This window comes from Niallia sp. CD-39 (assembly GCF_059874745.1).
Map to the genome: position 1 here is coordinate 143,764 of NZ_JCBCPS010000005.1, position 14,185 is coordinate 157,948.

General features: G+C 35.8%; 16 protein-coding genes. 7 read left to right on the forward strand and 9 right to left on the reverse strand.

What is annotated here, in order from left to right; translation table 11 throughout:
• Positions 1-205 precede the first annotated feature (205 nt).
• The gene (locus AC6F34_RS12820; RefSeq protein WP_500772721.1) at positions 206-427 is read right to left on the reverse strand and encodes a hypothetical protein; all 222 of its coding nucleotides are present in this window, start codon (positions 425-427) and stop codon (positions 206-208) included.
• Between the two features lie 216 nt (positions 428-643).
• Here AC6F34_RS12820 and AC6F34_RS12825 point away from each other — a divergent pair, with 216 nt between their 5' ends.
• Positions 644-850, forward strand: a complete 207-nt coding sequence (locus AC6F34_RS12825; protein ID WP_500772723.1) for an alpha/beta-type small acid-soluble spore protein — start codon at positions 644-646, stop codon at positions 848-850.
• Between the two features lie 64 nt (positions 851-914).
• Here AC6F34_RS12825 and fumC read toward each other — a convergent pair whose 3' ends face one another.
• From fumC to AC6F34_RS12850, 5 genes are all read right to left on the reverse strand, one after another.
• The gene (fumC, locus tag AC6F34_RS12830) at positions 915-2,291 is read right to left on the reverse strand and encodes a class II fumarate hydratase (RefSeq protein WP_500772725.1); all 1,377 of its coding nucleotides are present in this window, start codon (positions 2,289-2,291) and stop codon (positions 915-917) included.
• 332 nt (positions 2,292-2,623) lie between these two features.
• A complete protein-coding gene (locus AC6F34_RS12835) occupies positions 2,624-2,815 on the reverse strand; it encodes a sigma-Y antisigma factor component (RefSeq protein WP_500772727.1) in 192 nt (63 codons plus the stop codon).
• Positions 2,803-3,132 (reverse strand): YxlC family protein, encoded by a 330-nt coding sequence (locus AC6F34_RS12840; RefSeq protein ID WP_500772729.1) that lies wholly within the window; start codon positions 3,130-3,132, stop codon positions 2,803-2,805. The genes AC6F34_RS12835 and AC6F34_RS12840 overlap by 13 nt, the downstream gene beginning before the upstream one ends.
• Positions 3,122-3,649, reverse strand: a complete 528-nt coding sequence (gene sigY, locus AC6F34_RS12845; protein WP_500772731.1) for an RNA polymerase sigma factor SigY — start codon at positions 3,647-3,649, stop codon at positions 3,122-3,124. The genes AC6F34_RS12840 and sigY overlap by 11 nt, the downstream gene beginning before the upstream one ends.
• 87 nt (positions 3,650-3,736) lie before the next feature.
• Positions 3,737-5,005: an MFS transporter gene (locus AC6F34_RS12850; RefSeq protein ID WP_500772733.1), complete on the reverse strand. Its 1,269-nt coding sequence runs from the start codon at positions 5,003-5,005 to the stop codon at positions 3,737-3,739.
• 215 nt (positions 5,006-5,220) lie between these two features.
• On the opposite strand from AC6F34_RS12850, the gene AC6F34_RS12855 reads away from it, so the two are divergent.
• Complete coding sequence (locus AC6F34_RS12855) at positions 5,221-5,739, forward strand: universal stress protein (RefSeq protein WP_500772735.1); 519 nt, start codon at positions 5,221-5,223, stop codon at positions 5,737-5,739.
• A 37-nt stretch (positions 5,740-5,776) separates the two neighbouring features.
• On the opposite strand, the gene AC6F34_RS12860 is transcribed toward AC6F34_RS12855, so the two are convergent.
• Complete coding sequence (locus tag AC6F34_RS12860) at positions 5,777-6,235, reverse strand: helix-turn-helix transcriptional regulator (protein ID WP_500772737.1); 459 nt, start codon at positions 6,233-6,235, stop codon at positions 5,777-5,779.
• A gap of 267 nt (positions 6,236-6,502) precedes the next feature.
• Between AC6F34_RS12860 and AC6F34_RS12865 the strand changes: the two genes are divergently transcribed.
• The 3 genes from AC6F34_RS12865 (at position 6,503) to AC6F34_RS12875 (ending at position 10,050) form a co-directional block, all read left to right on the forward strand.
• The gene (locus tag AC6F34_RS12865; protein WP_500772739.1) at positions 6,503-7,618 is read left to right on the forward strand and encodes an ATP-binding protein; all 1,116 of its coding nucleotides are present in this window, start codon (positions 6,503-6,505) and stop codon (positions 7,616-7,618) included.
• Between the two features lie 37 nt (positions 7,619-7,655).
• Positions 7,656-8,201, forward strand: a complete 546-nt coding sequence (locus tag AC6F34_RS12870) for a GNAT family N-acetyltransferase (RefSeq protein ID WP_500772741.1) — start codon at positions 7,656-7,658, stop codon at positions 8,199-8,201.
• 493 nt (positions 8,202-8,694) lie between these two features.
• On the forward strand, positions 8,695-10,050 hold the full coding sequence (locus tag AC6F34_RS12875) for a hemolysin family protein (protein ID WP_500772743.1): 1,356 nt from the start codon (positions 8,695-8,697) through the stop codon (positions 10,048-10,050).
• Positions 10,051-10,113: 63 nt separating this feature from the next.
• On the opposite strand, the gene AC6F34_RS12880 is transcribed toward AC6F34_RS12875, so the two are convergent.
• Complete coding sequence (locus AC6F34_RS12880; protein ID WP_500772903.1) at positions 10,114-11,526, reverse strand: ATP-binding protein; 1,413 nt, start codon at positions 11,524-11,526, stop codon at positions 10,114-10,116.
• Complete coding sequence (locus AC6F34_RS12885) at positions 11,516-12,217, reverse strand: winged helix-turn-helix domain-containing protein (protein WP_500772745.1); 702 nt, start codon at positions 12,215-12,217, stop codon at positions 11,516-11,518. Before AC6F34_RS12885 ends, AC6F34_RS12880 begins: the two co-directional genes overlap by 11 nt.
• Positions 12,218-12,364: 147 nt before the next feature.
• Here AC6F34_RS12885 and AC6F34_RS12890 point away from each other — a divergent pair, with 147 nt between their 5' ends.
• On the forward strand, positions 12,365-12,958 hold the full coding sequence (locus AC6F34_RS12890; protein WP_500772747.1) for a hypothetical protein: 594 nt from the start codon (positions 12,365-12,367) through the stop codon (positions 12,956-12,958).
• A gap of 121 nt (positions 12,959-13,079) precedes the next feature.
• Positions 13,080-13,946 (forward strand): YitT family protein, encoded by an 867-nt coding sequence (locus AC6F34_RS12895; protein WP_500772749.1) that lies wholly within the window; start codon positions 13,080-13,082, stop codon positions 13,944-13,946.
• The last annotated feature ends 239 nt before the right edge of the window (positions 13,947-14,185 follow it).

Genomic DNA, 14,185 nt, shown 5'->3' on the forward strand with positions numbered 1-14,185 from the left:
AAAGTCGATTTTCGACTTTGCCTGCATGTTTTTCACTAGTTTTAACAAGTAGAGACTTCTTCATAACTGTTTTCGTAACTCTCGTTAGACTATGCATATAGCCTAGGAAAGTCCCGAATCCAAGAGAAATTTCACGATGAAAAGCTAGGTGCAACAATGTATGTGAACTATTTTCAAAAGTCTCGGAATGATCATAGTTTATCTTCTAAATTTCGATTGTTATTTGCCTCATACATTGCTCGCAGTAAAGTAAATGAACACATGATTGTCCATGATTTACTTCTTCTAAAGATTCAATTGGCATATATGCACTATATGCATCGTAATAATCTGAAACTCTTCCTAAATCCTCCATTAACTGTTTACCACAAGCTTCACAACTTTTTGTAATAACACTCATTCCATTGCATACTGAACAATTTTTCATATTCACTCTCACCTTTACACTATCTTTGTCTATAGTGTATGTGACTCTTCCACATTCAAATGTGGAATTAATTCCCGAAAGAAGTTAGGCATATTAAATTGAAAATCAACCATAATACTTTTTACAAGGTGCAAAACCTTAAATAACATCGATGGGTCGCTTGGCGAATAGCCAACTGACTCAACCAAAAAATATGTTATGAGGAGATGGAACATCATGGCTCAATCAAACAACAGTTCATCTAATCAATTATTAGTTCCAGGAGTTCAACAAGCACTTGACCAAATGAAGTATGAAATTGCAAGTGAATTTGGTGTAAACTTAGGTGCTGAAACAACTGCAAGAGCAAATGGATCAGTAGGTGGAGAAATCACAAAACGTTTAGTTCAAATGGCTGAACAACAATTTGGTGGATCTAAGTAATAAAACTGAATAAGAAATGGCTTGCCCCCTATATAAAATAGGGGGCGTTTAATTTTTTGATTGACTAAATCATTTTTTCTGGGTCAACCCATTGTATATATTCTTCCTCAGTCACATGACCAGATTTTAATGCTGCTTCTTTTAAAGTAATACCGCTTGAAAAAGCATGCTTAGCAATCGCTGCGGCCTTTTCATAACCAATATGAGGATTTAAAGCCGTTACGAGCATTAATGAAGAATTAACATGCTCTACAATTACCGCTTCATTAGCTTCTATTCCAATCACACAGTTTTTTGTAAAGGAATGAATTCCATCAGAGAGTAATCGAACAGTTTGCAAGAAATTGTAGACAATAACGGGTTTATAAACATTTAGCTCAAAATTCCCTTGGCTTGCTCCAACGCTAATCGTCACATCATTTCCAAAAACTTGCGTGCAAATCATCGTTAACGCTTCAGCCTGAGTAGGGTTTACCTTTCCTGGCATAATTGAGCTTCCAGGTTCGTTTGCTGGAATTTTCAACTCTCCAATTCCACTTCGAGGGCCACTTGCTAACCACCTAATATCATTTGCAATCTTCATTAAATCTGCCGCTAGCCCTTTTAATGCACCGTGTACATAGACGATTTCATCATGACTTGTTAATGCATGAAATTTATTCGGGGATGCTTGAAAGGAAAATCCTGTCTGCTTCGAAACTTCATTTGCAACTTTCTCTCCAAATGTTGGATCGGCATTTATTCCTGTTCCAACAGCCGTTCCTCCGATTGCTAGGAATAGGAGTTGCTTAGAAGCTTCTGTGATCATTTGCTGGCTTTTCTCAAGCATAAACCTCCATCCACTCACTTCTTGTCCAAGAGTCAATGGTGTCGCATCCTGAAGATGAGTTCTGCCGATCTTAACAATATGCGCAAACCTTTCTTCCTTAACCTTTAATGCTTTACTCATTTCTGACAGAACAGGAAGCAACATTTCATGAACTTCAATATATGAGGCAATATGCATAGCCGTTGGAAAGGTGTCATTCGAGCTTTGAGACATATTCACGTCATCGTTTGGGTGAACGACTTCGTCACTTCCCTTTTCCTTTAACCATTCATTTGCGAGATAAGCAATCACTTCGTTTACATTCATATTGGATTGTGTCCCACTTCCCGTTTGCCAAACGGATAAAGGGAAATGTTCATCTACTTTTTTAGCAATAATTTCATCAGCAGCTTGTACAATCGCATCCTTTTTACCTATAGACAATTTACCAAGCTGGTAATTCACAATCGCTGCGCTGCGTTTTATGATTGCAAACGCATAAATAAGCTCAATTGGCATCTTCTCTTGCCCAATACTAAAGTTATTTCTGCTCCTCTCCGTTTGTGCCCCCCAGTACTTATTCTCCTGAACTTTTACTTCTCCTAACGTATCCCGCTCTATTCGATCAGCCATTATAATTAATCCCTCCTCTATTTGATAATATATTCATTTCCCCAAAGTATTCATTTTAAAAAGTTTCCTTTAAAATACATATAGACAAAGCCAATTTACGACTTTGTCTACACTAAGAAAGTTCTTATTAAAGTTTAAATAGGGCATTTCCAATGAAGTAACCGAGAATCATAATGCTAGCAATAGCGAGTGTTACTGACAATTCTTCCATTTCCCATTCTCCCTTCGCACTCTATCTCTTTTAAAAATAGCACGAAGACAGCTTCACCTTATAAAATAAAAAGGAATATTCCGTGTCTGAAATTCAACGAATTTATGACAATCTAGATAGGTTACTTTTTATGAAAGATTTTGCGAGCAAAAATTAAATAAAATAAGAGCGGCATAGGTGATTGGATCAAACCGACGATTCCCCAAAACCAATGATTATGGCCATGTTTTCTTGCGTTTGTAAACAAAAACCAACTTTGTGTGATTAGTATCATTGCAATGATTAAGAGTTGCCACAATTTTATTTCTGCCATAAATGTGTGCCTCGCTTCTTATACAACGATATGCAATAGCCGATCAGTAATAATGAAACCACTGCTTGCAGAATGACAAATGCAATCGGACTTTGACTCAAAAGGATGAGTACGGTACAAACAATTAGAATAGATGCAATTAGAAATGCTATACTTTCCTTCCATTGCTTCTTTCTAAGTTCTGCCTTCTTGTCTAAAACGAACTGTTCATACCATTGTAAAGATAAATGAGAATCGTTGACCGTTTTTTCAACCTTGTCCAAATTTTCTTGTATTACTTCTATAATTTTTTCATTCGATTTTTCATTACCCTTCATGTTTAAACAGCTCCTCTCGAATTACTTGAATGCCTTTATGAACTCGTGACTTTACTGTACCTTCCGCAATAGAAAGCATTTGTCCAACCTCACGATAGGAATACCCATAATAATGCCGCAGCACTACAGGCAGCCTTAAGGAATCCGGTAAGTGACTCAAGGCTTCAAGCACCTCATTCCACTCCTCATTTACTAGTGCCATTTCCCATGATAACTTTCGGTGAATTGCTTCTTTCTCCAAATACCTTTGTTCTGTTTTCTTTTTTCTATTTAAATCGATATATAAATTTGATGCAATTGCAATCATCCATGTTGAAAACTTTGATTTTCCATTATACAAATGAATCTTTTCTACACATTTTGCCATTGTTTCTTGGGCAAGCTCCTCAGAAAGATCTGGATTCAATGTGATTTTAATTAAATATTTTTTTAAAAAAGAATGGTTTGTCTGAAGTAAAGATGCTAATGATTGATGATCTCCATTCTTTGCTCTAACTACCAACTGCTCTTCAGTCATATCCATCCCCTTTTTGCACATCATTTAAATTAAAATGAGCATGGTCACCTTATCAGACGTTTCTATTTATGAATTCGTTCACTTCAATTATACAGCTGCTTCTACTTTTTGTATTTTTTTTTGAGCAATAAATCGTGGCAGCACTATTGCATAATATACCGAAACTAACATAAAGCAGCTGCCCACGATCCAGAAAATCGCATCAATCGTAATAAACTTTGGAAATACTACTGCTATTAGACCTAATGTGATCGACTGTGACAGCATCATTAAGGGGCTGATCCAGCCTTGTACTCTTCCCATCATCTTTGGATCAATGATACTCGGTAGCCAACCTCCAATTGCAACATTAATAAATGGCAAGCCTAGACCAATAATTGCTAAACACGCAAAATACAAGAACAGATGATTAAAGAAAGAGGAAAGGACAATGAATGTACCAGTGAAAACAAGCCCTAATATAATCATTTTATGAAGTGCAATCTTTTGGGCAACGATTGATGCAATCATACTTCCAATAAGAATCCCTGCCCCAAAGCAGATGCTCGTAATGACTGCCATTTGCTCATACGCTTCTGGTGCTAGCTTATACTTCAACATAAAAATCGGCATGACAGAAAAACCACCATTGACGATTCCAAATACAAAGAAACCAATAATTAAAGAGAAGATCAATCGGTCTTTCATGATATACATAAACCCTGCTTTAAAATCTGAATATACAATAGATAAATTCAAGTCTTTTAGTTTATGCTGTCCATTGGGCAAGCGAACTTCCTCCGGAATAACGGTCGAACGAATGAAGAACGCACTGATGATGAGTGCAATGGCATCTACTATAATTGCTCCATAAACGCCTACTGTCCAATATACGACAGCCCCTATTCCACTTCCAAATAACATAAACAAACTCATAACTGCCTGATTTAACCCCGCTGCTGTGGCGTAATCATCTTCTTTTAATATTCCTTGAATCATCGCATGTTCAGCTGGGAAAAAGAACTTTTGAACTGCACTTCTCACAAATAAGACAAAGAAAATAAAAGGCATCCACCCTATAAAAATTGCTAATAAAAGTACAATTGAAAGACTTGCTGATATCCAATCACAATAATAAGCAATCTTTTGTCGGTCCATGCGATCAGCAAAGACTCCCACTAAAAAGAAAACGGCCAAGGTTGGCAATGAATACATTAATTCTGTTATCGTTGCATAAGCAGGTTGAGTGGAAAATCGATTAAGCATATAAAACATGAATGCGGTCAAACCGATGGTGCTCCCCATTTGCATCGTCACATTTGCTATAAATAATTTCACATACGTTTTATTTTGAAAAATTTCCCTCATTTTCTCCATTTTACATTCTCCCATTCATATTCAATATAACCCTATCTTACTAATCAATACATGCTAACAAAAACTGGCTCACGCCTGTTTCTGTCTCAGTCTCTAGGCTGATAACGGAACACTAGTGGTTTAGATTGGAATTATCCGGGTATTTAATTAAATAAGAACATAAGTTCAAAATGGAAATTTAATCTATGGAAGATAAATTCGAAAGGGTGTAAAAAATGCTCGTTAATAAAATTGTAGTTGCATATGATGATTCAGAAAGTAGTCAAACTGCGCTTAAGCTTGCATTGGAAAAAATAGATACACAACATAAAACCCAGCTATTTATAGCACAGGTATTTGATTTAACAACCGAACCGACTCCATTTACAACAGAACAAAACATGACGCCAATGAGAGCAGGGAGTTATGCCATTGAAGGCATTCAAATGCCAGCAGTAAACAATAGACCGACTAAAGAGGAACTGTATGGGAATGAAAATGGAAGTATTACAACAAGTGTAAATCAAGCCTTCCATACGGCAAAGGCTATTGTGAGTCGCTATGGAGTAAATGCTGAATTTGAGGTGTTAGAAGGAGAACCAGCTGAACGAATTTGTCATTTCGCAGAAACGATTGATGCAGACTTAATTATCACCGGAAGTTCACAAAAGAAAGGCTTAAAAAAACTCTTCATCGGAAGTACCAGTGAGAAAATATTAAAAAATGCCCCTTGCTCTGTACTTGTAGCTAAATAAGAAAAAGCTTCGAATAAAATTCGAAGCTTTTTCTTATTTAAATTTCTTCTCTTGTCATTTCATAAAATCGTTCTTTTGAAGCTTGTTCATCAAAACTTGAAAAGATTCGAAAATGATCTTGATCTATAATTCGAAAATGTTGGCTAATAATGTTTTGCTGAAGAATGTATCCATTTTTTTGCGAACACTCTCTCCACCAAATTTTACCACCCATTGTTTTCTCTTTGCGATAATCAATGCCTTCTCGTGCAATCGTTTCAAGTACTTCCAATGGTTCATCACCAAATAAAAATCGTACCGTTTCTGTTTCTCTAAAAAGTGCACATAAAGAAACAACGGTCGCCCAACTTGCATCTAATCTACCCTTCTCAATTTGGACAAGTGTCTTTTTTGAAACGCCAATGATTTCAGCCATTTTATCCTGTGTATAGCCTGCTTCGGTACGAATCAATCTCATTTTCTCTGAAACTTTTGCAATTACTTCATCACGTGTCATCTCTACTCATCCTTTTTACCAGTGTAAAATTACACGTTAACTCTCTTCATATAAGAATACATCTAACTAGATGCGATAATCAAGCATTCTCACACTTTTTATAAAAAACACTCAGATTTCACCAGAATAATAGAAAAAACAGGAATATTTTCCCGAAAAATCACCATCCATAGTTAGAGGAATTATGAAAATCCCATCGAATTTTATTTATATGAGATGAATACGGCCATTTTATGTATTACGTCAAACCAATCATTGGGGGGTCCTATGCAAACTGTCACGAATGAAATATTTAGTACTTTATTAACTGAATATAAGGAAGACATTATAAGCGATTGGTATACAAACATTCAATCAACTGAATCAGATCCGTTTTCAAACAACCTCATCGAAATCATGAACGAGCTATGTGTTGTTTTATTTGAATATCCTATCAATGATCCGAAGGGATTTGATAAACGCATTAGTGAACTTGCACACTTTCACCACAATGACAGTCGTCAGCCGCCATTTAATATTGGCAACTATGTGTATAATGTACATGCTGGCAAAAGAATTATATGTGAGTATATCTATCGCCTTACATTTGATGATTGTACGATAAAATCAGCTATTAGCCACATTCATTTTCGCCTTGATCAATTTTTATATTTCGCTGTCTCCTATTATAGTGAAGCACAAAATAATATCATAGAAGAGAAAACACAGCTTCTCGATTCCACACATAAAGATCGCCTGACGATTTTAGGTCAAATGACTTCTAGCTTTATACATGAATTTCGAAATCCATTAACTTCAATCCAAGGATTCATTCAACTCCTTAAAGCTGAATACCCTAAGATGGAATATCTCAACATCATTTCAAATGAATTAGAACAGTTAAACTTTCGAATTTCTCAGTTTTTATTGCTTTCAAAGAAAGAGCTAATTGGTAAAGAAAAAACACTCTTTTCTTTAAACGCATTAATTGAAGAAGTGTTAAATTTCTTATATCCAAGTATTGTAGATGGTAAAGTAAAAATCATAAAAACCCTTTGTGAAGATGTAGAATTAGAAGGCTATTCAGATGAAATCCGCCAAGTGCTTATTAATATTATCTTTAACGCAATAGATGTGTTAAGCCCTGACCGAACAAACCCTGTCATTGAGCTTGAATCGAGAAAAGAAGACTCATTCATTACTCTACATATTGCCAACAACGGACCCAAAATACCTGATCACCTAGTAAATACAATTTTTGAACCTTTTTTTACAACAAAGAAGTTAGGGACTGGCTTAGGTTTATTTGTCTGTAGTGAAATCATTGAGAAGCATCGTGGTAAATTAACATGCCAGTCTGAAGAAAGTCGAACAGTGTTTTCGATCACATTACCAATTAAGTAATGTTTCTCATTCAAAAACAATAGTAGAGGAGATTGAAATGTTTACATTAAAAGTTGATCATGAGATCGAATTGCAATTATTTGAATTGCAGCATGCTAATGAGCTTTTTCAGCTAGTTGATGAGAATAGACATCATCTAAGACAATGGCTGCCGTGGGTAGACTCCACAATTTCCCCTACACAATATCATGAAATTATCCCAAATTGGCTAACTCAATTCGCGAACAATAATGGCTGTAATCTTGGAATTCGTTATTATGGAGAATTAGTCGGTTGTGTAGGGTTTCATAATATTGATTGGGCAAATAAGCAAAGTTCAATTGGCTACTATCTTGCAAAGCATGTTGAAGGAAGTGGGATCATGACAAGAAGTGTCCAAGCATTAATCAATTATGCCTTCTTAGATCTTGGTTTAAATAGACTTGAAATCCGTTGTGGAGCATTAAATGTTCGAAGTCAGGCGATCCCTAAACGATTAGGTTTTATCGAAGAAGGAGTTATTCGTCAAGGTGAATACTTATACGACCATTATCACGATTTGTTCATTTACGGATTATTATCAAGTGAATGGTTGCAACCGTAATTTTTTCCGAAAAGTCTGTTAAATATTATAGAAACTTTGCATAAATTATAGAAAACAAGTTTTTTTATGAAGCAAATAGCCGTTTATACTGTACCACTAAGTTTGACTGTATTGATTTTCCTGCCGTATAATGGTGGTAATTTAGATAAACTGAGGTGATAAGATGGGGCATTGTATCGCATCGGTGAGCTAGCGTATTTTCCATTGGACAAAATAAATAGAAAACTAGAAAGAAAAGATCATAAGGATATTCGTATAAAGGTACTGGAGCGACAAATTGATGCAGGATCTAGCAAATGAAACTGCATAAATCATTGATCTAATACATGCTATTAATCGTATAGAAAAAGTTAGAAAAGACGTCTACTGTAGTCGTCTTAGCAAGGATAAGACTGCATTTATAAAGTCGCTTCTCAGCCTGTCGAATTAGTCCTATTTTCAAATTCCAGGAGGTGACACCCAACCCGATTCTAGCGGGATATGGGGAAATTATTTGGACATATTAAACTTGGTTCTTTTTGCTACTTTGATTGCTTTGACAGCGTTTTTCGTAGTATCTGAGTTTGCAATCGTGAAAATCAGAAGCTCCAAAGTGGACCAATTAGTAGAAGAAGGTAGTGCCAGAGCAAAAGTAGTGAAGAAGATTACGAGTAATCTTGATGAATATCTATCTGCTTGTCAGCTCGGTATTACAGTAACGGCATTAGGGTTAGGTTGGATTGGTGAGCCAACATTTGAGGTTCTATTAAGCCCAATTATTCAGTTTATTGGTTTACCTGAATCTACACATCATATTGTCATTATCATTGCAGCATTCATGATCGTTACCTTCTTACATGTCGTTGTGGGTGAACTCGCACCTAAAACCATTGCGATCCAGAAGGCGGAACAAGTGACAATGCTCATTGCCTATCCATTAATTGGATTCTACAAGCTTATGTACCCTTTTATTTGGTTTTTAAACGGGTCTGCACGGCTATTAACAGGTCTATTTGGCTTAAAGCCAGCTTCAGAGCACGAACTTGCTCACTCTGAAGAAGAGCTACGAATTATTTTGTCAGAGAGCTATGAAAGTGGAGAAATTAACCAATCAGAGTTTAAGTATGTAACGAACATCTTTAATTTTGATGATCGAATTGCTAAAGAAATCATGGTTCCTAGAACTCAAATTTTATCTTTAGCAAAAGAGGACCAAATTGAAACACTTTTACAAATTGCTAAGTCTGAAAACTTCACAAGATATCCCATAACAGATGGCGACAAGGACCATATTATTGGAATGGTTAACATCAAAGAAATCATGACTGATTTAATAATGAATAAAGATGGTAAACAAAGTGAAATTGATCATTATTTACGGCCAATCATTAAAGTAATTGATACAATTCCAATCCATGACTTGTTATTAAAAATGCAAAAAGAACGAATTCATATGGCCATTCTTATGGATGAATATGGTGGTACATCTGGACTCGTAACAGTAGAAGATATTCTTGAAGAGATTGTTGGAGAAATTCGCGATGAATTCGATATGGATGAAGTTCCACTTATAAGAAAAGTCAAAGAGCAGCATTATATTCTTGACTCAAAAGTATTAGTTAGCGAACTAAACGAGCTCCTTCAATTGCAAATAAATGATGAAGATATTGATACACTTGGTGGTTGGATCTTAACTGAAAACTATGAGGTACAACAGGGAGATTTCATTTATCACGGATCGTATAGATTTGAAGTGATTGACATGGAAGATCACCATATTAAATATGTAGAAGTGATGTTTATTCCTGAAGTTGAAGAAACGACTCCAAAGGAAGTACCGCTTACAGAATCACAGGCGATTTCGTCATAGGATGTACTGATATAACAATAAAAGGTAGACCTTAAGTACTTAAAGGTCTACCTTTATGTTTTCTTATGCCTTTTTAGGCAATTCAATTTTAAAGGTTGTCCCTTCATCCTTTTGGCTGCTAACGCTAATTTTCCCGTCATGTAGTTGCACGAGCTGTTTCACAATGGAAAGCCCAATCCCAAACTCACCTATAGAATGGTTTGTCCGTGAAAGGTCCGCTTTATAAAATCGCTCCCAAATATGTTCTATGTCCTCAGGATCAATTCCTTCACCATCATCAGTTACCTCTAATACTACAACATTTCCTTGGACATATGTTTTTAACTGTATGATCCCATTGTTCGTAAATTGAATACTATTTTTAACTATATTCACGAGAATTTGAATGAGGCGGTCATAATCTGCATAAACCTCTACACCTTCTCGGGCATGAATCTCTAGCTTGTTTCCCTTCCTCTCAGCTTGAAGCATTAGTTGATCGACAACTACTTCATAAACGTCATGAACATTCAATTTCACTTTATCTAAATGTAATTGATTCGATCTTATTTTTTCATAATCTAAGTTTTCATTAACTAAACGAATTAGCCTCTTCGCCTCACGATCAATTAAATCCATTCCTTTTGGTATCTCTCTTTCTGGGATGAGCTCGTTTTTGATACCTTCTGCAAGTCCGCTTATGGTTGTTAATGGTGTCCTCATTTCATGTGAGACATCGGCAAGAAACTTTTGCCTCCTTTTTTCCAACCGATCAATTTCTTCATTCGACTCTTTAAGCTTAATAACCATTTTATTAAAATCCTTTGCCAAATGACCAATTTCATCTAAGTACATATCACGCACTTGTACATTGTAATCTCCACTCGAAATAACAGATGTTGCATTTCGAATTTCTCTTATTCTTCGTATCAAGTTCTTCGATAGAATCCAGCTTAAAAGAATCGTTGCCGTTAAAGAAATCATAATTGTATACAAAAGAAATTTATTTAGTTGTGAGATCATTTTGACAGCACCGCTAACCGGCGATAGCAGTAACACACCACCGATCATTTGATCTCCATACATAGAAGGCATTACGACGAATGAGACTTCCTGATCAAATCTTTTCATATCATGATTTACTGAAACTGTTTCTCCGTTATTTAATCGTGCCCATTCCGCTTCTGATAGCTTAAGAACAGGAATTAACGAGCGCGCATAAATCATTGTGCCCTGTTCATTGAAAAGAGCAAATTGAATATTTCTCGCATCTAGAATTTGTGAATACTCATTTAAATACCGTTCTGTACCATCAAAAGTCGACCTCGATGTTAAATCTTCTAATATTCGTTCTCCATATGCCTCCAACTCTTCTACTTTGTTCTCAAAAATATACGTTTTTACAAAATGAGAAAACAAAAGACTGAGTAAGAGGAATGCAAGAAGTAAGATAATTATATGACTGATAAGTAACTGATAAAAATACTTAACCTTCATTTCCGATAATCGTTTCATCAAATTTATACCCAATCCCCCAAACTGTATGGATAAATGGCTGATCATCTTTGCCAATTTTTTTTCTTAATCGTTTAATATGAACATCAACGGTTCTTTCATCGCCATAAAACTGATAGCCCCATACGCGATCAAGTAACTGTTCTCGCGAAAAGACTTGCTTAGGATTCTTCACAAAGTAATACAGTAAATCAAATTCCTTAGGAGTCAAATTTTTCAAGGATACACCTTCAAATAGTACTTCACGTGTTTCCTTGCTTATCTTAAAGTGATTAGAATGAATATATTGACTGTCAGCCGTCGGTGCGTCTTCTGATTGGAATCGTCTAGTGACAGCTTTAATTCTAGCCATTAATGTTAATGGGCTAAATGGCTTTGTCACATAATCATCCGCGCCCATTTCTAATCCAAGTACTTGATCAGATTCACTATCCTTGGCAGTTAACATGATGATCGGTACTTTACTAAGCTCACGAATTTTCATGCATAACGTAACACCATCCATTACTGGCAGCATCCAATCTAGAATAATTAAATCCCAATGCTCTTTATTAAATGCTTCAAAACCAAGTTGCCCGTCATGAACAAATTTCCCTTCGTATCCTTCTTTTAAAAAGAACATTTCAAGCATGGAACATACACTATCATTATCTTCAACAACTAATATCTTCATAGATACCACCCTCGTTCAACAATAAACTCTTACTTTCATTAAACCGAATTCGGTTAACTTTTTCAATCAGTTCAAATATTTGTCATCATGAAATGACTAAAAATGGTTATGATAATCTTGAAATGACTAAAAAGGAGAATGAGTTTCATGAAGAAAAAGCTTGGTCATATACTACTTATTGTATGTGCCACAATGGTTCTTTCAGTGCCAATGACAACTGCCGTTGCAAGTGAGGATCATCATCCACATAGAAAGATTTCAGAGGAGCAAATGGAAAAATGGACAAGTAAAGGGTTAACGAAACGTGAGGTGTACAAATCGAATCACATTGCCCATTTTTCAGGACATTCTCTAGAAGAAGTGATTACATACTATCTAGATCATGACCGTTCTTTTGAATTAACAAAAAAGGAATTTGGGCTAGACGATGAAAAGTATAAAAAAATGAAAGAGAAGTTTTTGAAAGAACACAAGAAAGAAATTATAAAAGCTTTAGCTACATACTTAGCTCTACCAGAAGAGAAGATTAAGAGTACGATTGACGACAAGGTTTCCCTTCAATTTCTAGTTAAGGTTGCCCCTCTCATTAAGGCTTCTACTAGTTCCTATGATAAGGTAATCCAATCAAAACGTAATGGCTCAAGCTATAAGGAACTGAAAGAGCAGTTAAAGGTTGATGATGAGCAGTTATCCAAAGAACATAAAGCACTCAAAAAAGAAATTAGAAAATTAATAGGATAATGTGTATCTACATATTTTAAAATCTTTTCTTTTAAAAATTAATTTTATTGGCAACACTAGTAACCAGTTAAGGCGAGGAATATCCTCGCTTTTTATATTTGTTTAGGAAGGGCTTAATTTCATGTCTGTAATACATAAAAAAGAAAGTACGATACACTTTATTTATCGACTTGTTATGTTAATATTCGGAGCAACTCTAGCTGCAATGGCGATTGAGCTGTTTTTAATCCCCAATTCAATTATCGATGGTGGAATCATTGGGATTTCGTTAATCGTAAACAATTTGACGAATATAAACTTTGGAATTTTAATTATCATCTTTAACCTACCATTCCTATATGCTGGTTATTTAATGATTGGGAAAAACTTTTTCTTCTCCTCTGTCATTGGGATCATTGTATTAGCCGTTGTTGAATCTCAATTGCATCATATGACACCTGTAACGACGGAACCATTACTCGGCACAGTATTTGGTGGCTTAATGCTCGGGGCAGGTGTAGGCATCGTGATTCGATACGGTGGGGCGTTAGATGGAACCGAGATTATGGGAATTCTCTTAACGAGAAAAATTCCTTTTTCAATTGGTGAGTTCGTCATGTTCTTCAATGTCTTCGTATTCACATGGGCAGCATTTGTCCTTGGAATGGAACAAGCATTATACTCCATCATTACCTATTACATTGCATCGAAAATGATTGATACGATCGTTCAGGGCTTTGAAGGCGACACAAAAGCCGTTATTATCGTGTCAGATGAGTATGACGAAATTGCCGAGGCAATTATTGAACGACTTGGACGGAGTGTCACAAAGCTAAAAGGCAAAGGCGGCTATAAAAACAACGATAAAGAGATCATCTATGTCGTCATTACAAGATTAGAAATATCAAAGCTTAAAACAACCATTAACGATATTGACCCGAAAGCATTCATCACCATCATGGACACACAAGAAGCCTCAGGAAGCAAATTCAAATCAGTGATTCATTAAGACTGATCTATAATGGGGGCTGTTGATCTCAAATCGAGTTTCGTGATCTCAAACTTGGCGATTGTGATCTCGAATCGGGTTTCGTGATCTTAAACTAGGCGGTTGTGATCTCAAATTGGGTTTCGTGATCTTATACTAGGCGATTGTGATCTCAAATCCGAGTTCGTGATCTTAAACTTGGCGATTGTGATCTCAAATTGGGTTTCGTGATCTTAAACTTGACGATTGTGATCTCAAAT